The 26388-nt window shown below is 68.0% G+C and carries 18 protein-coding genes, 1 rRNA gene and 5 pseudogenes; 19 read left to right on the top strand and 5 right to left on the bottom strand.

Features of this window, described 5'->3' with window-relative positions:
* The first annotated feature begins 34 nt into the window (after positions 1 to 34).
* Together tdh and O159_RS11980 are read left to right on the top strand one after the other, a co-directional pair.
* Positions 35 to 1092, top strand: a pseudogene (gene tdh, locus O159_RS11985) (L-threonine 3-dehydrogenase).
* A pseudogene (locus O159_RS11980) lies at positions 1092 to 2284 on the top strand (glycine C-acetyltransferase). Before tdh ends, O159_RS11980 begins: the two co-directional pseudogenes overlap by 1 nt.
* A gap of 48 nt (positions 2285 to 2332) precedes the next feature.
* Here O159_RS11980 and O159_RS11975 read toward each other — a convergent pair.
* On the bottom strand, positions 2333 to 3703 hold the full coding sequence (locus tag O159_RS11975) for an alpha/beta hydrolase (protein WP_043994333.1): 1371 nt from the start codon (positions 3701 to 3703) through the stop codon (positions 2333 to 2335).
* A gap of 222 nt (positions 3704 to 3925) precedes the next feature.
* Between O159_RS11975 and O159_RS16015 the strand changes: the two genes are divergently transcribed.
* From O159_RS16015 to O159_RS15120, 3 genes and pseudogenes are all read left to right on the top strand, one after another.
* On the top strand, positions 3926 to 4291 hold the full coding sequence (locus O159_RS16015) for a S26 family signal peptidase (protein WP_021756038.1): 366 nt from the start codon (positions 3926 to 3928) through the stop codon (positions 4289 to 4291).
* Positions 4225 to 4446: pseudogene (locus tag O159_RS16010) on the top strand (S26 family signal peptidase); the annotation flags it as partial. The gene O159_RS16015 and the pseudogene O159_RS16010, both read left to right, overlap by 67 nt.
* Before the next feature lie 165 nt (positions 4447 to 4611).
* Positions 4612 to 5739, top strand: coding sequence for a class I SAM-dependent methyltransferase (locus tag O159_RS15120; RefSeq protein ID WP_043993773.1), 1128 nt, complete (start codon positions 4612 to 4614; stop codon positions 5737 to 5739).
* A gap of 16 nt (positions 5740 to 5755) precedes the next feature.
* Here the strand turns inward: O159_RS15120 and O159_RS11960 are convergent, their stop codons facing one another.
* Positions 5756 to 6286, bottom strand: a complete 531-nt coding sequence (locus O159_RS11960; protein WP_021756036.1) for a methylated-DNA--[protein]-cysteine S-methyltransferase — start codon at positions 6284 to 6286, stop codon at positions 5756 to 5758.
* 91 nt (positions 6287 to 6377) lie between these two features.
* On the opposite strand from O159_RS11960, the gene O159_RS11955 reads away from it, so the two are divergent.
* The 5 genes and pseudogenes from O159_RS11955 (at position 6378) to O159_RS11935 (ending at position 12646) form a co-directional block, all read left to right on the top strand.
* Positions 6378 to 6974 (top strand): hypothetical protein, encoded by a 597-nt coding sequence (locus tag O159_RS11955; RefSeq protein ID WP_021756035.1) that lies wholly within the window; start codon positions 6378 to 6380, stop codon positions 6972 to 6974.
* Positions 6975 to 7103: 129 nt separating this feature from the next.
* A complete protein-coding gene (locus O159_RS11950; protein ID WP_021756034.1) occupies positions 7104 to 7838 on the top strand; it encodes a YcnI family copper-binding membrane protein in 735 nt (244 codons plus the stop codon).
* Positions 7835 to 8506, top strand: a complete 672-nt coding sequence (locus tag O159_RS11945) for a copper resistance CopC family protein (RefSeq protein ID WP_043993771.1) — start codon at positions 7835 to 7837, stop codon at positions 8504 to 8506. The genes O159_RS11950 and O159_RS11945 overlap by 4 nt, the downstream gene beginning before the upstream one ends.
* Positions 8503 to 10539, top strand: coding sequence for a cytochrome c oxidase assembly protein (locus O159_RS11940; RefSeq protein ID WP_021756032.1), 2037 nt, complete (start codon positions 8503 to 8505; stop codon positions 10537 to 10539). The genes O159_RS11945 and O159_RS11940 overlap by 4 nt, the downstream gene beginning before the upstream one ends.
* A gap of 601 nt (positions 10540 to 11140) precedes the next feature.
* Positions 11141 to 12646 (top strand): annotated as a pseudogene (locus tag O159_RS11935) (amino acid permease).
* 7 nt (positions 12647 to 12653) lie between these two features.
* Here O159_RS11935 and O159_RS11930 read toward each other — a convergent pair.
* A complete protein-coding gene (locus O159_RS11930; RefSeq protein ID WP_021756030.1) occupies positions 12654 to 12998 on the bottom strand; it encodes a hypothetical protein in 345 nt (114 codons plus the stop codon).
* Positions 12999 to 13023: 25 nt separating this feature from the next.
* On the opposite strand from O159_RS11930, the gene O159_RS11925 reads away from it, so the two are divergent.
* Both O159_RS11925 and O159_RS11920 read left to right on the top strand, forming a co-directional pair.
* Positions 13024 to 13485 (top strand): hypothetical protein, encoded by a 462-nt coding sequence (locus O159_RS11925; protein WP_021756029.1) that lies wholly within the window; start codon positions 13024 to 13026, stop codon positions 13483 to 13485.
* A gap of 46 nt (positions 13486 to 13531) precedes the next feature.
* The gene (locus tag O159_RS11920) at positions 13532 to 15685 is read left to right on the top strand and encodes an ATP-dependent Clp protease ATP-binding subunit (protein WP_021756028.1); all 2154 of its coding nucleotides are present in this window, start codon (positions 13532 to 13534) and stop codon (positions 15683 to 15685) included.
* Positions 15686 to 15694: 9 nt separating this feature from the next.
* Here O159_RS11920 and O159_RS11915 read toward each other — a convergent pair.
* A pseudogene (locus O159_RS11915) lies at positions 15695 to 16681 on the bottom strand (IS481 family transposase).
* 269 nt (positions 16682 to 16950) lie between these two features.
* Between O159_RS11915 and O159_RS11910 the strand changes: the two are divergent.
* Positions 16951 to 17706, top strand: a complete 756-nt coding sequence (locus O159_RS11910; RefSeq protein WP_021756025.1) for a JAB domain-containing protein — start codon at positions 16951 to 16953, stop codon at positions 17704 to 17706.
* Here O159_RS11910 and aspS read toward each other — a convergent pair.
* Positions 17636 to 18964 (bottom strand): aspartate--tRNA(Asn) ligase, encoded by a 1329-nt coding sequence (gene aspS / locus O159_RS11905; RefSeq protein WP_043993769.1) that lies wholly within the window; start codon positions 18962 to 18964, stop codon positions 17636 to 17638. The two genes, O159_RS11910 and aspS, sit on opposite strands and share 71 nt — an antisense overlap.
* A 106-nt stretch (positions 18965 to 19070) precedes the next feature.
* Between aspS and O159_RS11900 the strand changes: the two genes are divergently transcribed.
* The 6 genes from O159_RS11900 to O159_RS11875 all read left to right on the top strand — a co-directional run bounded on the left by O159_RS11900 (position 19071) and on the right by O159_RS11875 (position 26061).
* A complete protein-coding gene (locus O159_RS11900) occupies positions 19071 to 19766 on the top strand; it encodes a histidine phosphatase family protein (RefSeq protein ID WP_021756023.1) in 696 nt (231 codons plus the stop codon).
* Positions 19763 to 20368, top strand: coding sequence for a TlpA disulfide reductase family protein (locus tag O159_RS11895; protein WP_021756022.1), 606 nt, complete (start codon positions 19763 to 19765; stop codon positions 20366 to 20368). The genes O159_RS11900 and O159_RS11895 overlap by 4 nt, the downstream gene beginning before the upstream one ends.
* Positions 20349 to 21107: a cytochrome c biogenesis CcdA family protein gene (locus O159_RS11890; RefSeq protein WP_043993768.1), complete on the top strand. Its 759-nt coding sequence runs from the start codon at positions 20349 to 20351 to the stop codon at positions 21105 to 21107. The genes O159_RS11895 and O159_RS11890 overlap by 20 nt, the downstream gene beginning before the upstream one ends.
* Entirely contained in the window at positions 21091 to 22713 is a 1623-nt protein-coding gene (resB, locus tag O159_RS11885) for a cytochrome c biogenesis protein ResB (RefSeq protein WP_021756020.1), read from the top strand. Before O159_RS11890 ends, resB begins: the two co-directional genes overlap by 17 nt.
* A gap of 9 nt (positions 22714 to 22722) precedes the next feature.
* Positions 22723 to 23817 carry a c-type cytochrome biogenesis protein CcsB gene (gene ccsB, locus O159_RS11880; RefSeq protein WP_021756019.1) on the top strand — a complete coding sequence of 365 codons (1095 nt, stop codon included), beginning with the start codon at positions 22723 to 22725 and terminating at the stop codon, positions 23815 to 23817.
* A gap of 720 nt (positions 23818 to 24537) precedes the next feature.
* Positions 24538 to 26061 (top strand): 16S ribosomal RNA (locus O159_RS11875).
* Positions 26062 to 26388 lie beyond the last annotated feature (327 nt).

Below are 26388 nucleotides of genomic sequence, written 5' to 3'. Positions count from 1 at the left end.
GACGAAGCACGAGCGACTCCACGAGGACGGCGACATGAAAGCCCTGTACAAATCCGAGCGTGGCCCCGGTCTGGAAATGGTCGAGATGCCCGAGCCCGCGATCGGGCCCGCGGATGTCAAGATCCGGGTGCTTCGGACGGGGATCTGCGGTACCGACCTGCACATCCTGCGCTGGGACGACTGGGCCGCCTCGGCCGTGACCGCACCGCTGATCCCCGGCCACGAGTTCTTCGGCGAGGTGGTCGCCGTGGGGCCGCTCGTTCGCGATGTCGCGGTGGGCGACCGGGTCTCCGGCGAAGGGCACATCGTCTGCGGGACCTGCCGCAACTGCCGCGCTGGACGCCGGCAGATGTGCATCCGCACCCAGGGCGTCGGCGTGCAGCGCGACGGCGCGTTCGCGGAGTGCCTGGTGCTGCCCGCGACGAATGTGTGGGTGCATCACACCGGTGTCGAGCCGGAGGTCGGCGCACTGTTCGATCCGCTGGGCAACGCGGTCCACACAGCCCTGGCGTTCCCCGTCGTGGGCGAGGACGTCCTCGTCGCCGGGTGCGGGCCCATCGGCCTGATGGCGATCGCCGTCGCCCGCCATGTGGGCACGCGCTTCATCGTCGGCACCGACATCAGCGCGCGGCGGCTGGAGCTGGCGCGCGGGATGGGCGCGGACTACACCGTGGATGTCTCGCAGCATGACATCCGCGAGGCGCAGCGGGCGCTCGGGATGCGCGCGAGGGGTTCGATGTCGGGTTCGAGATGAGCGGGGCGCCGGGCGCGCTGCCGTCGATGATCGAGAACATGAACCACGGCGGCCGGATCGCCCTGCTCGGGCTGCCTTCCCAGACCGGTTCCGGACAGCGCACGGCGATCGACTGGGGGATCGTGGTGACCCACATGCTGACGCTGAAGGGCATCTACGGTCGCGAGATGTTCGAGACCTGGAATGCGATGGGCGCGATGCTTCAGACGTCGAAGCCGCTGCACGACGCCATCGCCTCGATCGTGTCGGACCGGTTCGCGGCCCGGGACTGGGAGAAGGGCTTCGCGGCGGCCACGGCTGACGGCGGCAAAGTCATCCTCGACTGGACGGAGCTCTGATGTACGGAACGTTTCGGGACCACCTGAGCGCGCAGCTCGCCGAGATCGACCAGGCCGGGCTGACCAAGCGCGAGCGCAGCATCCACGGCCCTCAGGCGACGCGAATCGCCGCCGACGGCGCCGATGCGCTCAACTTCTGTGCGAACAACTACCTCGGCCTGGCCGACCACCCCGCTCTGCGCGACGCGGCGAAGGCGGCGCTGGACGACTGGGGGTACGGGATGGCCAGCGTCCGCTTCATCTGCGGGACACAGGAGCAGCACCTGGAACTGGAGCGGCGCGTGTCCCGGTTCCTGGGCACGGAGGCGACCATCCTGTACTCGTCCTGCTTCGATGCGAACGGCGGGGTCTTCGAGACGCTGTTCGGCCCGGAGGACGCGATCGTCTCCGACGAGCTGAACCACGCGTCGATCATCGACGGCATCCGCCTCTCGAAGGCGATGCGCTACCGCTACCGGAACCGCGATCTGGACGACCTCCGCGCCCAGCTGACCGCGGCCCGGGAGGCGGGGGCGCGGTTCACGGTCATCGCGACCGACGGGGTGTTCTCGATGGACGGGTACATCGCCCCGCTGCGGGAGATCTGCGACCTGGCCGACGAGTTCGGCGCGCTGGTGCTCGTGGACGAGACTCGCACGCGGTCGGGTTCGTCGGCGAGCACGGCCGGGGCACCCCTGAGCTGTGCGGGGTCGGGGAGCGGGTGGACATCCACACCGGCACGTTCGGCAAAGCGCTCGGCGGCGCGTCCGGCGGATACGTGTCTTCCCGCCGCGAGGTCGTGGAGCTGCTGCGGCAGCGCTCGCGGCCCTATCTGTTCTCCAACACGCTCGCGCCGCCGATCGTCGCCGGGACCCTCGCCGCGCTGGATCTGCTGGAGCAGTCGGACGCGCTGCGTTCGCGCCTCGCCGGGAACGCCGCCCTGTTCCGCGAGCTGATGACCGAGGCCGGGTTCGAGCTGCTGCCGGGGGAGCATCCCATCGTCCCGGTGATGTTCGGGGAGGCTGCGCTCGCCGCGCGGATCGCGGAGGAGATGCAGGATCGCGGGGTGTACGTCACGGCGTTCTCCTTCCCGGTGGTCCCCCGGGGGAAGGCGCGCATCCGGGTGCAGCTTTCGGCGGCGCACACCGGCGAGGAGATCCGGCGCTGCGTGGCCGCGTTCGCGGCGGCGCGGGAAGCGGTGGCGGGCGGCTGAGCCCTCGCCGCCGCGCTGTCGCTGCGGAGCCCGGCCTGTGCGGCGCGGCTACGCCGGGTCGGGGCTCTTCGACGGCCGGATCACGAAGAAGATCAGCAGCTGCGCGCTCAGGAACAGGGCCAGTGCGCTCAGATAAGCGATCGCCGCCGTTCCGGCGACCGTCGCCACCTGCGCCAGCCCGCACCCGGCGGGCGTCTCGATCGCTGTGCAGAGCATCCGATCCCCGGGCTGGACGGCCCCGGTCGCGAGCCAGTGCGGGATCAGCTGGTTGCAGGCGGTCGTGAGGCCGGGGCCGAGGGCCGCGGTGTGGGTGGAGTCGGGTGCGGCCCAGTAGGTGACCTTCCAGCCCGCGTGCTCGGCGGCGGTGGCGGTGGCCACGACCTGGGGGCGGAAGTGGGTGTCGAGCTGTCCCGCGATGAAGATGCCGCGCATCGGTTTGGCGGAGTAGTCGGACGCCGCGAGGACGTTCTCTGGCCAGGTCGCCTCGAAGGCGCTCTGGCTGCCGCCGAAGTACAGGTCCCGGGTGCGGTCGGGGGTGTGCTCGCCGGGTTTGTCGGGGCCGGAGATGTCGATGACGTTCGCCCAGGTCCCGGGATGTTTCGCGCCGAGGTAGGCCGCGCATTCCCCGCCGTGCGAGTAGCCGGCGATCGTCCAGCCGTCCCGGTCCGGGTCGACCGGCAGATTCGCGCGAATCCAGGCGGGGACATCCTTCGCCAGGTAGATGTCGACCTTTCCTGCGCTGGTGTCTGCGCACGGCGGGTTCTTGTCGATCGCGCCGAGCTGGTCGACTACCAGGATGAACGGTGCGTCAGAGAAGCGGTCGTCGCCGAGGCTGTGCAGCGCATCCAGGGTGGCGCCGAGGGTCGGCTTTCCCGGTTGTCCCATCATCATCTGGACCACGGGGCGGGTCGAGGAGGGGTCGCGGAGCCAGCCGGGCGGGACGAAGAGGTGGGCGTCCCGCGCCGCGAACCCGGAGGCGGTCGGGGGGATGTGGACGGTCAGCTGCTCGCCCTGGGCGAGCGTCGATTCCGTGATCGGGACAGCGCGGCCCCCGATCGTCGCCGTGTTCAGGGTCGGGAGGACGGTGACCACCGCGGCGGCGACGGTCACCGCCGCCGTGGCGGCGGCGAGCGCCGCGGCCAGGACGCGCATGCCGCCGAGGGACTGCCAGGCATCGCCGAGCGCGAGGGAGAGCGTCAGCGCGCCGAGGGCGACGACGAACCAGCCGGCGCCGCCGAGGTCCGGCCGCGGGGCCAGCAGACACCAGACGACGATCAGCAGGAGTCCGGCGATCTGCCCGATGAGCGCGAAGCGCACGGTCGTCGCCGCGCGGAAGCGCCACGCCCGGCGGGCGAACCGGATGGCCGGGACGAGGGCGAGCAGCGCGAGCGCGCCGGCCAGCCATGCGAGGGTTCCCACGAGCCCCACCCTAGACGCCTCGGTCGGCTTGACAAGCCAACGCCTCGTCGGCGAGTTCAGCTTCTCTGCCTTCCTCGCCCCTCTGCGCGTGCCCCCGAGCGCTGCGGACGTGTCCGTACGGGGCTTGCCCCGGCAAACGCCGGTCAGGGATTCGCCCGGAACGAGCGGTTCCCGGACGAAGCCGTCGAGGTGGCGTCTTGATATGTAAGGTAAGATCCCGCCGTGACATTCGAGGCCTTCGATAGAGACGCGCGCCGCCGGGACCGGTGGAAGCTGGTGCGCGACATCGCGCTCATCGTCGTGATCGGGGTGCTCGCCTCCACCCTGGTCAAGTCGTATCTGGTGCGCAGCTTCTGGATTCCCTCGGCGTCGATGGAGGCGACGCTCCAGAAAGGGGACCGGGTGCTCGTGAACGAGCTCGTTCCCGGACTCGTCCCGCTTCAGCGCGGCGACATCGTGGTCTTCCAGGACCCGGGGGGGGCTGGTTGCAGCCGTCCGGGCCGGACACCCGCCCGTGGCCCGTGCAGGCCGCGCGCTGGGTGGGCGAACAGGTCGGCGTCGTGCCGGCCCGGGGCAATGAGTACCTGATCAAGCGCGTCATCGGCCTGCCCGGCGACACCGTCTCGTGCTGTTCCGCCGACGGTCGCCTGCTTGTCAACGGCAAGCCGCTCGGCGAGCCCTATCTGATGCTGCCGTCGGGCACGGCGGCGGCCTCCGGCGTCGTCTTCCGGGTGACCGTGCCCCCGGACTCGCTCTGGGTCATGGGGGACAATCGCTACAACTCGCTCGACAGCCGTGCGCACCAGCAATCGGCGTCGCGGGGTTTCGTTGCCGTACTCGGATGTCGTCGGGCGAGCGTTCGCGATCATCGGGCCGGTCTCGCGGCTGAGCTGGCTGGGTCGGTCCGGTTGACGGGGCCGGTGTTCCCGTATGAGCGCCTGCGGCGGTTGCCCGATGTGGAGGCGCCCACTCTGTTCGCGGCGGACGCCGCCGACCGGCTGCTGGCGGACACCGCCGGTGAAGCTGTGCTCCGGCCGGGCCTGGTCGTCATCGGCGACCCCTATGGAGCGCTCACCCTGGCGGCGGCCTCCCTCGGCGCCCGCGGCATCCGCGTCCACCAGGACCCGCTGACCGCTGAACGCGCTCTGGACCGGAACGCCGCGGAGCTGGGCCTCGCGGGGACCTACGAGCACCACGCCCTCGACGCTTCCCTCCTCGCCGGCGCGCGGGCGGTGCTGCTGCGCCTGCCGCGGAGCCTGGACGCCCTCGCCGAGACCGCCGCCCTGATCGCCGAGCATGCGCACCCCGCTGTCGCCGAGTACGCGGGCGGCATGCTCAAGCGCATGACGCCCGCTATGAACGCCGTCTTCGCGGAGGTGTTCGGCGAGGTCCGCGCTTCGCTCGCGCGGCAGAAGGCGCGCGTCCTCACCGTCGCGGAGCCGCATCCCGCCGCCGCGACCGCGCTGGACCGCTGGCCGGAGCGCGCTCTCGACCGGGAGACCGGTCTGTGGGTGTGCGCCCACGGCGCCGCTTTCGCGGGCACGGGCGTGGACATCGGCACGCGTTTCCTGCTCTCGACGCTGGAAGCCGCCGTCCCCGGCGCTCGGACAGCGATCGACCTCGGCTGCGGGACCGGTGTGCTCGCCTCCTGGCTCGCCGTGCGACGGCCGGAGCTGATCGTCGTGGGCTCCGACCAGTCCGCCGCCGCCGTCGCCTCCGCGCGTGCGACCGCCGCGGCCAACGGCGTCGCCGGCCGTGTCTCTGCGATCCGCGACGACGGCCTCGCGACCCGCGCGGAGGCGTCGGCCGATCTCATCGTGCTCAACCCGCCCTTCCACATCGGCGCTGCGGTCCACACGGGGATCGCGCACCGGATGTTCGCGGAGGCGGGGCGTGTGCTCGCCCCCGGAGGCGAGCTGTGGACAGTGTGGAACTCGCACCTGGGCTACCGGCCGGCGCTCGAGCGCGCGGTGGGGCGGACGCGGCAGGTGGCGCGGAACGCGAAGTTCACGGTGACCGCGTCGTGGAAGCGATAGCCCGGCCCGGAGCGTGTCAGAACAGCTGGTCGTCCGCCGGTCCGCCGCGTTCCAGCTCCAGCAGCAGCGCCTTCCGCTCCAGCCCGCCCGCATAGCCGTGCAGTCTCCCGTCGCTCCCCAGCACGCGGTGGCAGCCGATCACGATCGACAGTGGATTCCGGCCGACCGCGGTTCCGACCCGCTGGGCCTGGCGGCGGTCGCCGAGCTCGTCGGCGATGGCGGCGTAGGTGGTGGTCGATCCGTAGGGGATGCGCTCGATGCACGCCCACACGCGCAGCTGGAACTCGTCGCCGATGGGCTGGATGTGGAGGTCGAACGCCGTCCGCTCACCGGCCAGATACTCGCGCAACTCGACGGCGGCCCTCGAGAGAGCCGGGTCGCCGTCGAGAGCGACGGCATCGCCCAGACGCTCGGCTGTGGCGGGATGCCAGTGGCCGGGAAAGTAGACGCCCGTCAGAGCATCGCCCCGGGCGGTGAGGGTCAGCTCGCCGATGCTCGTCGCGGCGACCGCGTGGCGCGCAGACGGTGGCGTCGGGTCTTCCGGCATGGTCTCACCCTAGCCGCGCTGTGGCCGGGCAGGAGCGGCTTCCGGCCGGCTCAACCGCGAGCCGTTCAGGACCCCGAGTAGACTCGAAGCCATGAGTTCGCGCGGAGCCCGGGTCGTCCGCGGCTTCGCCGCCGCCGGGGTCGCGACCCTCGTCGCCGCGCTGTTCCATGTGGCGGGCGGCGGGCAGGCGCCGAGCGCCGTCGCTCTGACGCTCAGCCTCACGTTCTCCTCCCTCGCCTGCATCGCGCTCGCCGGCAAGCGGCTCGCGCTGTGGCGGCTCGCTCTTTCCGTGCTGCTCAGCCAGTTCCTCTTCCACGCGCTGTTCTCGCTCAGCCCGTCCGAATCGTTCAGCGGAATGCCGGCGGGCGGGCACTTTCACGCCGGGATGCACCTGACGCTGCTCCCCGGAGCCGCGACCGACCCCGCTCTCGTCGTGGAGGGCTGGGCGATGTGGCTTGCTCATATCGCAGCCGCTGCGCTGACGATCGTCGTCCTGCGGCACGGCGAGCACACCTTCTGGGCCGTCTGCGGGTTCGCCTCGTACCGGCTGCGCCGCTTCTTCGACCGCGTCGCGGGTCCGTGCCCCACCGCGGCGGGGACGAGCCGCGGGCGTGTGGAGCCCGTGCCCCTCACGCTCCCCTCTCCCCGGGCTGTGCTGGGCGGGATGCGGCATCGCGGTCCGCCGTAGCGGGCTGTCCCGGTCGGCTGAGCCGCGCGTCCGTCCGTCCGGGAGACGTCATCCCTCCTCCCGTGTCCTGGGCGCTTCTGCGTACCCGCGGGAGGGCGTCAGCCATCCCAGACAAGGATAACAATTGCCGTGAAATCTACCCGCCTTCTCGTCTCCGCCGCCGGAGCCTCGGTCGCCGCGATCGCCCTCGCCCTCGCCGTCCCGCTCGCGGCCAGCGCCCACGTACACGTCGATCCCGATCGGGCCAGCGTCGGCAGCTACGCCACCCTCACCTTCACAGTCCCCACCGAGTCGGCCACGGCTGGAACGGTCAAGCTGGAAGTGGATCTTCCGACGGCTACGCCATTCGGGTCCGTTTCGTACAAGCCCGTCCCCGGCTGGACGGCCTCGGTCACCACGGAGAAGCTCGCCAAACCGGTCAAGACCGGCGAGGGCACCATCACCGAAGCTCCGGTCAGAATCACCTGGACGGCCGAACCGGGTGTGCGGATCGAGCCGGGCCAGTTCCAGGAGTTCACGATCTCCGCCGGTGCGATGCCGGACACCGGCAGCATCCCGCTGCCGACCCGCCAGTACTACTCTGATGGCACCGTCGTGGACTGGGACCAGAAGACGCCCGCCTCTGGCCGCGAGCCCGAGCGCCCGGCTCCGACCGTGTACATCGCCGATGCGCCGCCCGCAGCCGACGACGACGCTGTCCCGAGTGTCGTGGCCGCCCCGGCCGGGTCCTCGGCGGGTGCCGGTTCGATGAGCGGCGACGCTGTCGCGATCGGCCTCGGGATCGGCGGGCTCGCCCTCGGCGCGATCGCCCTCGTCGTCGCCGTGTTTGCCGCGACCCGGCGCTCGACGGGTCCGCGGTCGTGACCGCGCGACGGGTCTGCGTGGCCGCGGGCGTCGTGGCGGCCGTGGCGATAGCGCTCGCGCCCGCTGCCACCGCGAGCGCCCACGATTATCTCGTGGAGAGCTCTCCCGCGGCGGGATCGGTTCAGGCCCAGGCTCTCCCGGACGTGAGCCTCACGTTCAACGACCGCGTGCTGGACCTCACCGGGGACGGCTCCTCTGCCCTCGTCCAGGTGACCGACGCGGCGGGGCGGCACTTCGAGACGGGATGCTCGAGCATCCGGGACCGCACCGTGACCGTCCCGGTCGCCCTCGGCGGCGACGGGACTTACACGGTGGAGTGGCAGATCGTCTCGGCCGACGGCCACACGGTGTCGAGTTCCATCCAGTTCCGGTTCCAGGCGCCTGCCGGCTTCGCCGCGGCGGCGGGGTCGGCCGAGCGGCCGGCCTGCGGTGTGGGCGCGATCCTCGCGTCGTCCAGCCCGACCCCGCTGGCGGGACAGCAGGGGTCGGGGCGGCGGGATTCGGAACGGCGGACCGAGGCGGAGCCGCCGGGCGACTCCACCGCGATCGTCGTCGGCGTCGCGGTGGGGATACTCGCGCTCGCCGCGGCCGGCATCGCGATCGTGCTGCTCGTCGCACGCCGCCGCCCGGCGGCTGCGCCCGACGACGACGCGGGGGACTCGGCGTGAGCTCGCCGGCCTCCGGCTCCTCGACGGAGCCGGTTTCGCCGCCGCTCCCGTCGGCCGGGGGCGGCGCGATCGCTGCGCTCCTCATCCTGTGTGTGCCTCTGGCGGTGGCGGGCGCTCTGCTGGCGATGGTGTTCTCGGGAGCCTTCCTCACGGGTACCGCCCTTCAGGACCCGGGCGATGTGGTCACCTATGGCATCCCCATCGCCCGCACGGTTCACGATCTCGCGGCGACGGTCGCGATCGGCTTCTTGGTGGTCGCTGCGTTCTTCGCCCCCGGGCAGCTGAAACGGCCGGGAATGCTCGGCTGGGCGCAGTCGCGTGCCGCACGGTGGGCGGGATGGGCGGCCGCGGTGTGGTTCGCCGCCGCCGTGACGGTGCTGGTCCTGACCGGTGTGAGCGTATCGGGGGTTCAGCCGCGCGACCCGCTGTTCTGGCCGACGCTTGGAACGTTCCTCTTCGGTGTCGAGCTGGGGCAGTCGCTCGTGGTCTCGGCCGTCTGCGTCCTCGTGACCGCGGTGCTCGCTCTGCTCGCCCGGCGGCTCACGACGGTTGGTTTCGCTGCTGGTTTCGCCCTCTTCGCGCTGCTGCCCCTCGCCCTCTCCGGCCACGCGGCCGGGTCGTTCGAGCACGCGAACGCGGTGAACAGCCTGGCCGTGCATCTCATCGGCGTGACGGTCTGGGTCGGCGGCCTGTTCGCGCTGCTCGCGATGCGTTCGACCATGAAGAAAGGCTTCGCCGCAGCGGTTGGCCGCTACTCGACGATGGCGGGCTGGGCCTTCGGCGCGGTCGCCTTCTCGGGTGTCGTGAACGCCTCCCTGCGCCTGGGGTCGCCCGCCGATCTGCTTCAGCCCTATGGGCTCCTCATCGTGCTCAAGGCGACGATCCTGGTGCTGCTCGGGTGCGCGGGCGCAGCGCAGCGCAGGCGGGTCATCCCGCGGCTGCGCCGCGACCCCGGCGATCGGCGCGCGTTCGTACGCTTCGCCCCCGCCGAAGTGCTGTTCATGGCCGTGGCGATCGGCGTCTCCGTCGGTCTCTCGCGCAGCGCGCCGCCTGTCTCCCAGCAGCCGCTGACGGGCGCCGAGGCGCAGGAAGGACTGCTGGGCTTCCACTACCCGCCCCCGGTGACCATGGCCAGGATGTTCACCGTCTTCCACCTCGACTGGGTCTGGCTCGCACTCGCCGCTACCCTCGCCGGGCTGTACGTTTGGGCGTTCGTGCGGCTGCGCCGGCGCGGCGATCGCTGGCCGGTGCGCCGCCTGGTCGCCTGGCTCGCGGGATGCCTTGCCCTCGTCTGGCTGACCAGCGGCGGCGCAGCGGTGTACGGGCTAGTGCATTTCAGCACCCACATGGTGCAGCACATGGGGCTCATGATGATCGCGCCCCCACTGTTCGTGCTCGGCGGACCCGTGCTGCTCGCTTTGCGCGTGCTGCCCGCCCGGCAGGACGGGAGCCGCGGCATCCGGGAGTGGCTGCTGCTCTTCACGCACTCGGGCTACCTGCGCTTCCTGAGCCGCCCCGCCGTCGCGGGTGCGGTCTTCGCCGGCAGCCTGGTCGTGTTCTACTTCACCCCCGCCTTCCAATCGGCGATGTTCAGCCACGAGTGGCATGTGCTGATGTGCGTCCACTTCCTGCTGAGCGGATACCTGTTCTTCTGGGTGTTCGTCGGCATCGATCCCGGGCCGCCGCGGCCGGCCTATCCGATCCTGTTCATCGTCATGCTGGCGACGCTGGCCTTCCACGCGTTCTTCGGGGTCGCGGTCATGCAGAGCCGGACGGTGCTCGCGGCCGACTGGTGGCACGCGCTCGGGCAGACCGGCACGGCCGCGCTGCTCGCCGACCAGCACGTCGGCGGCGGTGTCGCCTGGGGCGCCTCCGAACTGCCGATGGTGCTGGTGGCCCTGCTCGTCAGCGTCCAGTGGATGCGCTCGGACGAAAGGACCGCCCGCCGCCTCGATCGGCAGGCGGAGCGCGACGGGGATGCGGAGCTCCGCGCCTACAACGAGCGGTTGAAGCAGTTGAGCCGGAGACCCTGACATCCCTGCCGCCTGTGGCGGTTGTGGACCGCCCCGCCCCTGTCTCGCCCCGCCGGAAGCGGAGGAGATTCGGCCGACATCCTCCCGAATCTCCTCCGTTTCCTGCGTTGACGCCCCTTTCTGGCTGCTATCTCCTCCTTTTCCGGCGGGACGGGGATGGATGGGATGGATGGGATGGGGGCGGATGCCGGGAAAGGGAGGATGTCGGAGGAAACTCCTCCGCTCTCCTCCGCTGCGGGCGACAGCGGGGCAGGAAGACTGTCCCGGCGTGCTCGGTCTCGACGAGTCGACGGTCGCGCGGTTTCGTCGCGCGCGTCCCGAGCGTCGAAGGCGCCCGGGCGGCGGATGTCACGATCACCCCCGCCGGAGCGGGACTTGGTCGTCTCGGCGCCGCTCGGGTCCGCGACGAACTCGAACAGCGCATCGCGCGGCTCGGCGCGGGAACCCGGAGGACGTTCGCGCGGGAGTCGGCGCGTCCTTCGGCGACCGGCCTTGGCGTCTGGGATACCAGACGGGCAAAAATGCATACCGGTAGATATGTTCGCGGCGAGCCGGTTGAGTGGCGGGATGCGGCGAGGTGTCCGCAGGAGATGGAGCAGCGATGGAGCAGCACACCCCCGCGACCGGGAACGAGACGGAGAGGCCGGCGCCTGACGCCGCAACCGGCGCAGGCGCGGCGGGGAGGGCGCTGCCCGCGGCCGCCGCATCCGCCCTCTCCCGCGGCCTCAGCGCCCGCCACATCCGCTTCATGGCGCTCGGCTCCGCCATCGGCACCGGGCTCTTCTACGGATCGTCCTCGGCGATCCAGAAGGCGGGTCCCGCCGTGCTCATCGCCTACATCGTGGGCGGTGCGGCCGTCTTCATGGTGATGCGAGCGCTCGGAGAGAGGGCGGTGCGGCACCCCGTCTCCGGTTCGTTCGGTCAGTACGCGTCGAAGTATCTCGGTCCCCGGGCGGGGTTCGTCACCGGGTGGACGTATGCGTTCGAGATGATCGTGGTCGCACTGGCCGACGTCACGGCCTTCGGGATCTACATGTCGTTCTGGTTCCCGGACGTCCCGCGGTGGATCTGGGTGCTGGCGATCGTCTTCTTCATCGGTGCGCTCAACCTGCTGAGCGTGAAGGTGTTCGGGGAGCTGGAGTTCTGGTTCTCGGTCATCAAAGTGAGCGCGATCGTGGCGATGATCGTCGTCGGCGTCGTGATCATCGTGTTCGGCTTCGCCGGTGCGAACGACGCGGGGCCGGGCAATCTGGCCGACCCGGCGACCGGCGGCTTTGCGCCGAACAGGATCGGCGGTGTGATCGCCTCGTTCGCCGTGGTGATGTTCGCCTTCGGCGGCATCGAGGTGATCGGCATCACCGCGGGCGAGGCGGCGGAGCCCAAGAAGGTGCTGCCGCGCGCGATCAACTCGGTCCCCGTCCGCATCCTGCTTTTTTACGTGCTGACCCTCGCGGTGATCATGATGCTGGTTCCCTGGAACACGATCGACGGGGCGCAGAGCCCGTTCGTGATGATCTTCGAGGGGCTCGGCATCCCGGCGGCCCCGTCCATCCTGAACGCCGTCGTCATCACCGCGGCGCTCTCGGCGATCAACTCGGACATCTTCGGCGCGGGCCGGATGATGTTCGGCCTCGCCGCGCAGGGCCACGCCCCGCGCGCGTTCGGTCGTGTCACCCGCAACGGCGTCCCGTGGCTGACGGTCGCGGTGATGGCCTGCGCGCTGCTCCTGGGCGTGGTGCTGAACGCGGTGATCCCCGAGAGCGTCTTCCTCGTGATCGCTTCCGTGGCGACCTTCGCGACGGTGTGGGTGTGGCTGATGATCCTGCTCGCCCACCTGCGCATGAAGCAACGCATCCGGCGTGAGGGGATGCTGCCCTCGGAGTTCCCCGTCCCGCTCTGGCCCGCAGCGAGCATCGCGACCCTCGCCTTCCTCGTCTTCGTGATCGGCGTCCTCGGCTGGTTCGAGGACACCCGCATCGCGCTCGTCGTCGGAGTCGTGTGGATCGCGCTGCTCCTCGCCGCCTAACAGCTGTGTGTCCGCGGACCGGGCCGCCTCCCCGCGGACCTCGTGGATGAGACCGGGCCGATCCGCGTGGTGCGCCGGTAGCGGGCGGTCAGAGGAGGCCGTCGTCCTTCTCGCGGTCTCGCTGCTTCGCGCCGGGCGGCTCGAGCAGTGAGAGCGCGAACAGCACGGCGATCAGTCCGAAGATCGTGAGCGCGGCGAGCAGGTCGCTCCACGCGAACGGGATGAGTTCGCCGTCGATCGACAGGACGAACGCCGTCTCGAAGGTACCGAACACGAGGAAGAAAACGCCGAGCAAGGTCCTCGTCGTGCGCACGCTCCTCCCGCGTTTGTGCAGCTCTACGCGCCGGAACTCGACCATCAGGGTGAGCAGGAGCAGCGGGAGGATCTGAGACAGCGCGGCGGCCGTCGCGCTGTCCAGGAGGACGATGCGCACCGCTGCCAGAGTACGGTGAGAGACCGTGGGCGATTTTGGACTGCGGCTGCGGCGGCTTTGGGTGGCGGCCGGCCTCGCCGTGCCCGCGGGGGCTGGAATGGGCGCCCTGGTCGGCGCCGTGCTCCTCTTAATGACCCGGTCGGAGTGGCAGGCCCGGCAGACGCCGCTCACGATCGTGGGCTTCCTCGTTCCGTGCGCTTTCATCGGCGGGGCGGTGGCGGCTGTCGCGGCGGTGGGCGCTGTCGCCGCCGTGATCCTGACCCGGAGAACGGCCACGCAGCCCCCGGCCGCGGCGGCGGGAGGCAGCGCGATCGCGATTGCGATCGTTGTGAGCGTGGTCATGATGCTGGGCGAGAGCGCCGCCGCCGTGTTCTTAGTCCTGTTCGCCGTCCTGGTGGCCGCGCCCCTTGCGTGGCTCGCGGCTCGTCTGGCGCTGCGCGAGAAATCGGTCACAACCCCGGAAAGCCCCTCCCCGATCCAAAGTTGAGCATAATAGACTCAACTTTGTCGTCAGGCGGAAAGGATCGAGGAGTATGGCGAACCTGCAGGGCGCCCCTTCCACCCAGGAGGAGGCCACAAGCGCTCTTGAACAGTACGGCGTGAACCTCACCGAGATCGCCAAGAGCGGCAAACTCGACCCGGTGATCGGACGAGACGCCGAGATCCGTCGTGTGAGCCAGGTGCTCACGCGACGCACCAAGAACAACCCGGTGCTCATCGGCGAGCCCGGCGTCGGCAAGACCGCCGTGGTGGAAGGCCTGGCCCAGCGCATCGTCGCGGGGGATGTCGCCGACTCGCTGAAAGACAAACAACTGGTCTCGCTCGACCTCTCGGCGCTGGTGGCCGGGGCCATGTACCGCGGTCAGTTCGAGGAGCGGCTGAAGGCCGTGCTCAAGGAGGTCGACGACGCCGAGGGCCGGATCATCACCTTCGTGGACGAACTGCACATCCTCATGGGCGCGGGCGGCGGTGAGGGGTCCGTCGCGGCGTCGAACATGCTGAAGCCGATGCTGGCGCGCGGCGAGCTGCGGCTCATCGGGGCGACGACGCTGGACGAGTACCGCGAGTTCATCGAGAAGGACGCCGCCCTCGAGCGCCGCTTCCAGCAGGTGTACGTGGGTGAGCCGAGCGTGGAGGACACGGTCGCCATCCTGCGCGGGCTCAAGGGGCGCTACGAAGCCCACCACGGCGTGACCATCGAGGACTCGGCGCTGGTGGCCGCGGCCTCCCTCTCCAATCGCTACATCACCGCTCGCCAGCTGCCGGACAAGGCGATCGACCTGATCGACGAGGCCGCCAGCCGGCTGAAGATGGAGATCGACTCTGCGCCGGTCGAGATCGACACGCTTCAGCGGCAGGTCGAGCGGATGAAGCTGGAGGAGTTCGCGCTCAAGAAGGAGAAGGACGCCGCCAGCAAGGAACGCCTCGACCAGCTGCGGCAGCGGCTGGGCGAGCAGGAGCGCGAGCTGACGGAGCTTCAGGAGCGCTGGCGGTCCGAGAAGGCGGCGCTCACCCGCGTCGGCGAGCTGCGCAGCCAGCTGGACGAGGCCAAGACGGCCCGCGACCTCGCGCTGCGCGACGGCCGCTACCAGGAGGCGTCCCGCATCGAGTACGAGACCATCCCGAACATCGAGCGGGAGCTGGCGGAGGCCGAGCGGGCCGAGCACAGCCACCCGCGGATGGTCAACGAGCAGGTCGCGGCCGAGGACATCGCGGCCGTGGTGGCGGCCTGGACCGGCATCCCCGTCTCCCGGCTGACGCAGGGCGAGACCGAGAGGCTGCTGCACCTGGAGAGCGAGCTCGGCCGGAGGATCGTCGGACAGCGACCGGCGGTGCAGGCGGTGGCCGACGCTGTGCGCCGAACCCGCGCCGGCATCTCGGACCCGGACCGGCCCACGGGGTCGTTCCTCTTCCTCGGCCCGACGGGCGTCGGCAAGACGGAGCTGGCCAAAGCGCTCGCCGCCTTCCTGTTCGACGACGAGAAGGCGATGATCCGTATCGACATGAGCGAGTATGGGGAGAAGTTCTCGGTCTCGCGGCTGGTCGGCGCCCCTCCCGGATACGTCGGCTACGAGCAGGGCGGCCAGCTGACCGAGGCTGTGCGGCGGCGCCCGTACTCGGTGATCCTCCTGGACGAGGTGGAGAAGGCGCACCCGGAGGTGTTCGACGTCCTCCTGCAAGTGCTGGACGACGGCCGCCTCACCGACGGGCAGGGGCGCACGGTGGACTTCCGCAACACCATCCTGATCCTGACCTCGAACCTGGGCAGTCCGTTCCTGGTCGACCCGGTCCTGAACGCGACCGAGCGCGAGGAAGCGGTGTTGCAGGCCGTCCGGCAGGCGTTCAAGCCGGAGTTCGTGAACCGTCTCGACGACATCGTCGTGTTCTCCACCCTCACGCAGGAGGATCTCGGCGAGATCGTGGAGCTCGGCATCGACCGGCTCGTCGCCCGGCTGGCTGAGCGGCGGCTAGAGCTGGCGGTCACGCCGGACGCGCGCCGCTGGCTCGCCGAGCGTGGCTATGACCCGATCTACGGGGCTCGTCCGCTGCGCCGGCTGATGCAGCGGGAGATCGACGACCGGCTCGCGACCGCTTTGCTGGCCGGGGAGGTGCGCGACGGAGACATGGTCCGGGTGGACCTTGAGCCGGGTGGCGACCACCTCACGGTCATCCCGGCGCGGGACTAGGTGTGTTTCTCAGGGACGGTGGTCAATTCTGCTGATGGGTGGCTGGCTGCCGATGGCGGTGTGGGGCCTGTGGTGATTGTAGGAGTGCAGCCAGGCCGGGAGTGCGTTGCGGCGGGCTGATTCGGAGTTGTAGTGCCGGGCGTATGCCCAGCCGTCGGCGAGGGTGCGGTGGAAGCGTTCGATCTTGCCGTTCGTCTGCGGATGGTAGGGCCGGGTGCGTTTCGGTTGGATGCTGAGCTCGGCGCAAGCGTCGCGCCAGGCGTATGAGCGGTATGCGGAGCCGTTGTCGGAGAGCACCTGTTCGACGGTGACGCCACGGCTGGCGAACCAGCCGACCGCTCGACGCAGAACAGCGATTGCAGTGGCGGCGGTTTCGTCGTCGTGGATCTCGGCGTAAGCGACACGGGAGTGATCGTCGATGACGGTATGAACGAACGCTGTGCCGGTGATCATGTCGCCGGTGATCCCGTGTTTCCCGGTCCGCTTCGCGGTGATGGCCTTGTTCCGCTCTCCCTGGAGACGTCCGACGTAGCGCCAGCCGCCACCGTCGGGGATGTTGCCGAGTTTCTTGATGTCGACGTGGATCATCGATCCGGGATGCTCGTGCTCGTAGCGGCGGGCGGGTTCGCCGGTGCGGACGTCGACGTGGCTGGGCCGATTGATCCGGCACCGGGAGAGGACCGTGTGAACGGTCGAGGCGGGCATGCCGAGCTGGGCGCCGATACCGACTGGTCCCAGCCGCTTCTTCCACCGCAGATGCACGACCTTGCGGACCAGTCTTCGCGGGGTCTTGTTCGGGCTGTGATGCGGCCGTGACGAACGGTCCAGCATTCCCGCCTCGCCCATCTCCACGTAACGACGAGCCCATCGGTCCGCGGTGCGTCAGGACACTCGGAAGTAGGTCGCCGCCGCAGCAACGGACCAGCCGTCGTCGACGACTTGGCGGGCCAGGCGGAGGCATTCGCGAGGAGTCAAAGCAGCATTAGCGTGGGTCACGAGGACCTCCTAAGTCATCGAGTGCAGGGAAACTAGACAGCCCCACTCTCGACCGGGAGGTCCTCACCCATCTATCGCGTCACACCTCAACCAACGTCCCTGAGCAGCACACCTAGGGCGGTGCCAGCGTCGGCGTGGTTCCGGAGCTTCGGGGTGGGTCTTGTTTCGAGACAGCCTTTTACTTTCCACAGGCCGCGCCGGGCCGGGACTTCTCCACAGATCGCCGGATGGGCCGATGACTGAGGAGGAGCGTCCGTAGCTTGAGGGTCATGTCCCAGCAGGAAGAAGAGGAGGTGCCGCTTGCGAACATCCCGAACCATGATCGCCCGCGCGAGAGGATGCGCCGTCTCGGCATCGGCTCGCTCACCGACGACGAAGTCCTCGCACTCGTCCTCGGTTCCGGGCAGAGCGGTCGCAGCGTCCTCGCCTTCGCACGATCCATCCTCCGCCGCACAGGCGGTTTCCCCGGGCTCGCGACGATGGACTTCGCCCGGCTCGAGACGCTCCCCGGCGTCGGCCCCGCCACCGCGGGCCGGCTCGTGGCCATCATCGAGATCTGGCGCCGGGCGGGCGCTCCGTCGGCCTGGACGCGCCTCGTCGATGCCGGAGCCATCGCCGACATCGTGCGGCCAGAGCTCCTTCACTGCGACAGCGAGCGGTTCGTCGTGGTCATCGCCGATCGCGCCGCCCGTCCGATCGAACTCGTGCTGCTGCGCGACGGGGGAGTGGACGAGACCAGCATCCAGCCCGCCGACATCCTTCAAGCCGTGCTCACCCGCGGTGGGCGTTCGTTCGCCGTCGCGCACAACCACCCCTCGGGGGTCCTGGACGCCTCTGTCGCCGACACGATGCTCACCCGCCGTCTCGATCAGGCGGCCGCCACCATCGGATTGCGGTTCCTCGGGCACATCCTGGTGGCGGGCGAGCGCTGGACGACGCTTCCCGCTGCGGGGGTCACGGGGTCAGGCGCGTCGGCCCGCGGAAGAGATAGGTCGTCTCGCGGAGGTTCGAGAGGTGCAGCATGAGCATCAGCACGCGGGCGAGCCCCATCCCGAAGCCGCCGTGCGGCGGGACGCCGTAGCGGAAGAACGCGAGCACGTCTTCGAGCTCCTCCACCGCCAGACCCTTCTCTCGGGCCTGCCGCTCGATCGTCTCCACACGGTGCTCGCGCTGGGCGCCGGTCGAGATCTCGACGCCGTTGAAGATCAGGTCGTAGCTTTTCGTGATCGACGGGTCTTCAGAATGACGCATGTGATAGTAAGGCCGGATGCTGGCTGCGTAGTCGGTGAGGAAGACGAACTCGTGCCCGAACGCCTCCTTGACGTAGGCCGAGATCTGGCGCTCGCCTTCCGGGTCCATGTCGTCGTCGTGCCGGGGGACTTCGTAGCCGCGCTCGGCGACGATCCGTTTGGCCTCGGCCAGCGGGATGCGCGGGAACGGTGTGGCCGGCACGGTGATCTCCACGCCGAACAGCGCCTCGATCTCCGTGCCGTGCTTCTCTTTGACGGCGGTGAACCCGGCCACAAGGAGATCCTCGTGGACCTTCATGACGTCCTCGTGGCTCTCGATCCAGCTGATCTCGGTGTCCACGCTGGTGAACTCCGTCGCGTGGCGGCTGGTGAAGCTCGGATCGGCTCGGAAGGCCGGGCCGATCTCGAACACCTTGCCGAAGCCGGCCGCCTGCGCCATCTGCTTGAAGATCTGCGGGCTCTGCGCGAGGTACGCCGTCGTCTCGAAGTACGGCAGCTCGAAGAGCTCGGCGCGCGATTCGGAGGCGGAGGCCATGAGCTTCGGCGTGTGGATCTCGATGAAGCCGTTGTCCACCCAGTACTGCCGCAGTGCATGCTCGAATGTCGTCTGCACGCGGAAGATCAGGGCGTGCTTCGGCTCGCGCAGGTCGAGGAAGCGCCAATCCATGCGCTTGTCGATGCCGCTATCCGCCGCGATCGGGGTCTCCGGGATGGCCGCCGTCTCCACCTCGAGAGCGCTCAGCTTGATCTCGATGCCCCCGAGCTTGACACGCTCGTCGTGCTTGAGCTCGCCGGTCGCCCGGACGAACGAGCCCTGCGAGAGCCCCGAGATCGTGAGCGCCGGCTCATCGGCGACGACGGTCCCGTCCTCGTCCATCGTGCGCGGATTGACCAGCTGGACGGCGCCGGACTCGTCGCGCAGCACGACGAACTGCACCTTCTTCTGGTCGCGGACGGTCTCGACCCATCCGGCGACGCTCACGGGTCCGTCGGGAAGGGCGGCGAGGTCTTTGATCAAACTGCGTGCGGTCACGAGCCCCAAGCCTACCGCCCGGCTTTCTCGCGCGATCGGCCCGGTCGTGTGGCACTCGGCCTCATGTTCAGTCAATTCAAGGGAAGAGCATCCGTAGACTGGGTCTGTGGTAGCGAGCCAGGTCCACCTCGTCCGTCACGGCGAGGTGTTCAACCCCGACGGCATCCTGTACGGCAGGCTGTCGGGATTCGGCCTCTCCAAACTCGGTCACCGGATGGCGCAGACCGCCGCCGACGAACTGGTCTCGCGCGGTCGTCCCGTCACCGCCATCCGGATGTCTCCCCTCCAGCGCACGCGCGAGTCCGCCGCGCCGATCGCCGCAGCGTTCGGCCAGGAGCCTGCGGTCGACGAGCGCGTCATCGAGCCAGCGAATCGCTTCGAGGGCACCGTGATGCGACGCGCTCTGAGAAAGCCCGTGAATTGGCCGTACCTTGTCAACCCGCTCCGACCCAGCTGGGGCGAGCCCTACACGAGCATCGAGAAGCGGATACGCGAGGCCATCGAGGACGCGTTCGACTCGGTCGAATCGGGGGATGTCGTCCTCGTCAGCCACCAGCTGCCGATCTGGGTCGCCCACCTCTCCGTCGTCGGCGCGCGCTTCTCACACGACCCGCGCAACCGCCGCTGCTCGCTGTCCAGCATCACCACGTTCGAGCGCGCCACGGTGGAGGCTGGCGAAGGCGAGGCCGAAGGCCTGTCCGGTTCTGCGAAGGCCGGGCCGGGTGGCCGTCTCGTCGAGGTCGCCTACGTCGAGCCCGCTGCCCGCCTCGGCTCGACCGCGACCGACGTGGGAGCCGTATGAGCCCCCGCCCCCGCCTGAGGCGTGCTCTGCCCGCTGTCGCCGTCGTCGCAGCGCTTCTGCTTGCCGGGTGCTCGTCGAACGACAGCCTCGCCGCGCAATACCGCTCCGGCAGTGGCCAGGGCTACATCGCCGGCGACGGCAGCGTGAGCGAGTACCCATCGGACAAGCGCGGCGAGCCCGTCCGCTTCCAGGGCAAGCTGGCCGACGGCGCTGCCGTCTCCTCGAAGGACTACGCGGGCAGGGTGCTGGTCGTGAACTTCTGGTACGCGGGATGCCCGCCGTGCCGGCTGGAGGCTCCCGACCTGGAGGCGCTCTCGCGAAAGCACGCCTCCGACGGCGTCGAATTCCTCGGTGTCAACCTGTACGACAGCGCCAGCACCGCCGCGAGCTTCGAAAAGGACAAAGGCGTCACCTACCCCTCTGTGCTCGACCGCGACACCGGTTCCGTCCTGCTCGCGTTCAGCAACGCTGTTCCGCCGAAAGCCACTCCGACGACGCTCGTCATCGACAAGAAGGGCCGTGTCGCCGCGCGTATCCTGGGTGGTCTTCCGGACCGCAGCATCCTGGACTCGCTGATCTCCGATGCCGTGGCCGAGAACTGACGTGAACATCGGTCAGATCGTCTTCAGCGGCCAGCTCCTCATCGCGCTGCCCATCGCTGTCCTCGCGGGGCTGGTGTCGTTCCTCTCTCCGTGCGTCCTTCCGCTCGTGCCGGGCTATCTCGCGTACGTCGGCGGGATCAGCGACCCCGGCGCCAAACGTGACCGCGGCCGGGTGCTCCTCGGCGTCTCGCTCTTCGTCCTCGGCTTCGCAGTGGTCTTCGTCGCTTACGGCGCTGCGTTCGGCGCCCTCGGGCAGTGGCTGTTCCGCTGGCAGGATGTCATCATCCAGCTCCTGGGAGTTCTCGTCATCGTCATGGGGCTGGTCTTCATCGGCCAGTTCTCGTTTCTCCAGCGCACGATCAAGCCGGCCTGGCGTCCGGCCACCGGTCTCGTGGGCGCTCCGCTTCTCGGCATCGTGTTCGGCCTCGGCTGGACGCCGTGCATCGGACCGACCCTCGCCGCCATCAGCGCTCTCAGCGTGGATTCTGGATCGCCCTGGCGTGGTGCCCTGCTCGGGCTCTTCTACTGCGTCGGGCTCGGCATCCCGTTCCTGCTGGTGGCGCTCGGGTTCGACTGGGTCGCGGGTTCTGTCTCGTTCCTGAAACGGCACATTCGTGTCATCAACACCATCGGGGGCGCCCTGCTGGTGGTCATCGGCATTCTGATGGCAACCGGGCTCTGGATAGCCCTCCTGTCGCAGTCCTTGGCGGTGATCACTGGTTTTGAGCCGGCCCTCTGATCACATCGACGTCGCGCCGCCGCGCGAGGACCCCGACGTCGTCCAGCCACGGCTGGGACTGACCGGGTGGCTACGCTGGGCGTGGCGTCAGCTGACGAGCATGCGCACCGCGCTGTTCCTGCTGCTGCTCCTCGCGATCGCCGCCGTTCCCGGCTCCCTGTTCCCGCAGCGGGGAGCCGACCCCAACGGCGTCACCAGGTACTTCAGCGAGAACCCGCAGCTGGCGCCGGTCCTCGACAACTTCCAGCTCTTCGACGTCTACACATCGTTCTGGTTCTCGGCCATCTACTTGTTGCTGTTCGCTTCGCTCATCGGTTGCATCATCCCGCGCACCAAGCATCATTTCGACGCGATGCGTGCCAAGCCGCCGAGGACACCGGTCCGGCTCACCCGCATGGCGGGCTTCCAGGTGCGGATACTCCCGGCCGGGCTCCGCACCGGCGGGCCGGACCCGATCGGCTCCGCGCGCGAGATCCTCCACCGTTCCGGCTACCGCGTCGCCCTCTATCAGGATGCGACCTCCACGTCGGTCTCGGCCGAGCGCGGATATCTCCGCGAGAGCGGGAACCTCGTGTTCCACATCGCCCTCGTCGGCGTTCTGGTCGCCGTCGGCATCGGCGGCGGCTTCGGCTACACCGGGCAGAAGGTGGTGGTCGAGGGTCAGAGCTTCGTCAACAGCTTGCCCTCCTACAACTCCTTCAACCCCGGGCGCTTCTTCTCCGACTTCTCGCTTCAGCCGTTCTCGATAAGGGTCGACAAACTCGATGTCGCCTACGAGACGCAGAACGAGCACGCCAAAGGCACCCCGCTCGACTACGCGGCCACCGTCACGACCACGGGGCCGGGGGAGGCGAGCGGCACCTCCAGCATCAAGGTCAACGAGCCGCTCGCGATCGGCGGCACGAACGTCTATCTGCTTGGGAACGGCTACGCCCCGACCATCACCGTCCGAGACCCGGAGGGCAGGGTGGTGTTCGCCGATTCGGTGCCGTTCCTGGCGCAGGACCCGCGCCTCACCTCACTCGGCTGGGTCAAAGTCCCCGACGGTCTGAGGCAGCAGGTCGGGATGATCGGCTTCTTCTACCCCACCGTCGGCGAGAGCGGCACGGCCGGCGCCCTTACCTCGACCTTCCCCGGTCTGGACGATCCCGTGCTCAGCCTCAATGTGTACGTCGGGGACCTCGGCGTCGACAGCGGGGTCCCGCAATCGGTCTATTCGCTGAACACCGACAGGCTGGAACAGCTCGCGGGTCCGCCCACGAAGACGAAGGCCCTCGAACTCCGTCCCGGCCAGAAGGTCGAGCTGCCGAACGGGCTCGGCACCATCTCGCTCGACGGCGTCAAGCGCTACGCCTCGCTCGAGGTCCACCACGATCCCGCACAGGTCTGGGTGCTCGTGTTCGCCGTCCTCATCCTGGCTGGACTGCTGACATCGCTGTTCGTTCCGCGACGACGCATCTGGGTGAAGGCGGTCGAGGACGGTGACGGCTCGTTGATGCTGGAGTATGCTGGCCTCGCCCGGGGTGAGGACCCGAATCTCCTCGCCGTGGTCTCCGCCGTCGCCGATGAGCACGCGGCGATATTGTCCCGACCCTCGACGAAATAGGCTTGCACCGTGACCGAAACCCTGTCTCAGCTCTCCACGGTCTTCATCTATGTGGCGATGGGGTTCTACGGCGCCGCGTTCATCGCGTTCGCGCTCGATCTGGCCCGCCGCGGCGCCCGGGCGACCGCGGTCGAAGCGGCCGTCGTCCCGAGCGCGGTCGCCCGCCGGGCCGATGTCTCCGCTCCCGTCGCCGCCGGCGTGACCACGATCACCGCAGCGAGCGCGCCCGGCTCTGGAATTCCCATCATCGGTGGCGGTGACGCTGCGCCCCCGTCCTCCGCGCTCGGACGTCTCTCCTCTCGGATCAGCTCGCGCGTCGAGCAGGATGTGCTCTACGGCTCGGGGTCGTCGGTCTCCCTCAAGTTGGCCTTCGGGCTGACCATCGCAGGCTGGGTCGCTCACTTCGTCGCGACCCTCCTTCGCGGCATCGCTGCCACGCGGGTCCCGTGGGCGAACATGTGGGAGTTCTCGATGACCGGGACTCTGGTTATTATCGGCGTTTTCCTCGTCGCCAACCTCAAGTGGGACATCAAGTACCTCGGTACGTTCATCCTCGGTCTCGTTCTGGTGCTCCAGGGTGTCGCGTTGATGAGCTACTTCGTCCCGGTGGTTCCGCTCCAGCCCGCGCTCAAGTCGTACTGGCTGGTCATCCACATCATTGTGGCCGTCCTGGGAACGGCTTTCTTCGCGCTGGGCTTCGCGCTCTCGGCTCTGCAACTGCTGCAGTATCGGCGCGAGCGCCAGCTCGAGGAGTCGCGTCCGCAGCAGTTCGCCTTCCTCGCCACGTTGCCCACCTCAGTTGCGCTCGAGAACCTGGCCTACCGGATCAACATCGTCGGCTTCATCGCCTGGACCTTCACGCTCATCGCGGGAGCGATCTGGGCCGAGAAAGCGTGGGGGCGCTACTGGGGGTGGGACACCAAGGAAGTCTGGACGTTCATCATCTGGGTGGTCTACGCCGGCTACATTCACGCGCGCGCCACCCGCGGGTGGCGGGGGTCCCGTTCGGCTTGGCTTGCGATCGTCGGCTTCGCCGCGGTCCTGTTCAACTTCGGAATCGTGAATGTCTTCTTCCACGGGCTGCATGCCTACTCGGGTCTCTGACCAGAGCGGGACTCGCGAGCTCCGATGGCGCCGAACTCGGTTCGGCGCCATCGTCGTTTCCAGGATGTGCCGTTCAGGAACGATCCCCTCCCGGCGCGGCCGACCCGTCCCTGAGCGCGACGACAGCGGAGTTCCGGCGAAGTCAACCTCGACACGCCCGGGTTGTCAGTCGAATTTGCACGCTCTCGGGGGACCTGCGTAAAGTACTTACTTGTCACCCCAAAGGTGCGGGAGAGAGGAAGATCTCCCCGGCCTCAAGTGGGACCAAGATCCTTAGTTAGCGGCAATCTGAGCTTGTGAAAGTTCGTTTGTATCGCTTAGAATAAATACCCCACTCACTGGACAGGTCTAATCGCTTCGGATCGCGAGCAGTCGGATGTATCCCACGATGGATGAACGAAAAGCGCGAAACGGACAGCTTGACAAACTGACCGAAAGTGGTAAGATAGCGAAGTTGCCTCATTGAGCAGCCCGACAGGGTGAAAAGTGAGAGCGTCCGATCCTTGAGAACTCAACAGCGTGCATAATGTCAAATGCCAAACAACCTCGGCATTGACCCAGAAGACTTCGGTCAGATGAGTCGATGCGAGATTCCTTTGGATTAGATACAGAATGTCAGTAGATATTCGAAACTAGTCAAGACAAACTCGCAGTGCGAAGACATATTTCCTGTCTAGCCTGCGCTATGTTTCCAGTCGCTTGCGGCTTGGAGTTAAACATTTTACGGAGAGTTTGATCCTGGCTCAGGACGAACGCTGGCGGCGTGCTTAACACATGCAAGTCGAACGATGAACCAGGAGCTTGCTCTTGGGAATTAGTGGCGAACGGGTGAGTAACACGTGAGTAACCTGCCCTTGACTCTGGGATAACCTCCGGAAACGGAAGCTAATACCGGATACGAACCGCGGAGGCATCTCTAGCGGTTGGAAAGAACTTCGGTCAAGGATGGACTCGCGGCCTATCAGGTAGTTGGTGAGGTAACGGCTCACCAAGCCTACGACGGGTAGCCGGCCTGAGAGGGTGACCGGCCACACTGGGACTGAGACACGGCCCAGACTCCTACGGGAGGCAGCAGTGGGGAATATTGCACAATGGGCGCAAGCCTGATGCAGCAACGCCGCGTGAGGGATGACGGCCTTCGGGTTGTAAACCTCTTTTAGTAGGGAAGAAGCGAAAGTGACGGTACCTGCAGAAAAAGCACCGGCTAACTACGTGCCAGCAGCCGCGGTAATACGTAGGGTGCGAGCGTTGTCCGGAATTATTGGGCGTAAAGAGCTCGTAGGCGGTCTGTCGCGTCTGCTGTGAAAACCCGAGGCTCAACCTCGGGCCTGCAGTGGGTACGGGCAGACTAGAGTGCGGTAGGGGAGAATGGAATTCCTGGTGTAGCGGTGGAATGCGCAGATATCAGGAGGAACACCGATGGCGAAGGCAGTTCTCTGGGCCGTAACTGACGCTGAGGAGCGAAAGCGTGGGGAGCGAACAGGATTAGATACCCTGGTAGTCCACGCCGTAAACGTTGGGCGCTAGATGTGGGGACCATTCCACGGTTTCCGTGTCGCAGCTAACGCATTAAGCGCCCCGCCTGGGGAGTACGGCCGCAAGGCTAAAACTCAAAGGAATTGACGGGGGCCCGCACAAGCGGCGGAGCATGCGGATTAATTCGATGCAACGCGAAGAACCTTACCAAGGCTTGACATACACGAGAACGGGCCAGAAATGGTCAACTCTTTGGACACTCGTGAACAGGTGGTGCATGGTTGTCGTCAGCTCGTGTCGTGAGATGTTGGGTTAAGTCCCGCAACGAGCGCAACCCTCGTTCTATGTTGCCAGCGCGTAATGGCGGGAACTCATAGGAGACTGCCGGGGTCAACTCGGAGGAAGGTGGGGATGACGTCAAATCATCATGCCCCTTATGTCTTGGGCTTCACGCATGCTACAATGGCCGGTACAAAGGGCTGCAATACCGTAAGGTGGAGCGAATCCCAAAAAGCCGGTCTCAGTTCGGATTGAGGTCTGCAACTCGACCTCATGAAGTCGGAGTCGCTAGTAATCGCAGATCAGCAACGCTGCGGTGAATACGTTCCCGGGCCTTGTACACACCGCCCGTCAAGTCATGAAAGTCGGTAACACCCGAAGCCGGTGGCCCAACCCTTGTGGAGGGAGCCGTCGAAGGTGGGATCGGTGATTAGGACTAAGTCGTAACAAGGTAGCCGTACCGGAAGGTGCGGCTGGATCACCTCCTTTCTAAGGAGCATCTGGCACCCTCGGGTGTCCAGGCGCCGGATCTGAGACAGTACTTATCACTTCGGTAAGACTTGGTCTCAGACGGTAGCTCATGGGTGGAACATTGACATTGGTGCGGAGCCGAACGGCTCGAACTCAGTACGTCTCTTCGGAGAAAGGAACGGTTCGATCCTGGAAGCCCCGCACATGCACGCTGTTGGGTCCTGAGGGACCGGGCCTCATCGATCGGATGAGAACTGGACCTCGGACCTTTTCTTGTTGGTCATAATTCGGCTGACGGAAAAGGTACCGCCCGTACTTTGAGAACTACACAGTGGACGCGAGCAT

It is taken from the genome of Leifsonia xyli subsp. cynodontis DSM 46306, assembly GCF_000470775.1.
In the GTDB taxonomy this organism is placed as follows: Bacteria; Actinomycetota; Actinomycetes; order Actinomycetales; family Microbacteriaceae; genus Leifsonia; species Leifsonia cynodontis.
The sequence above is the reverse complement of the archived record's forward strand: the minus strand, read 5'-3'. Positions and strand labels throughout refer to the sequence as shown.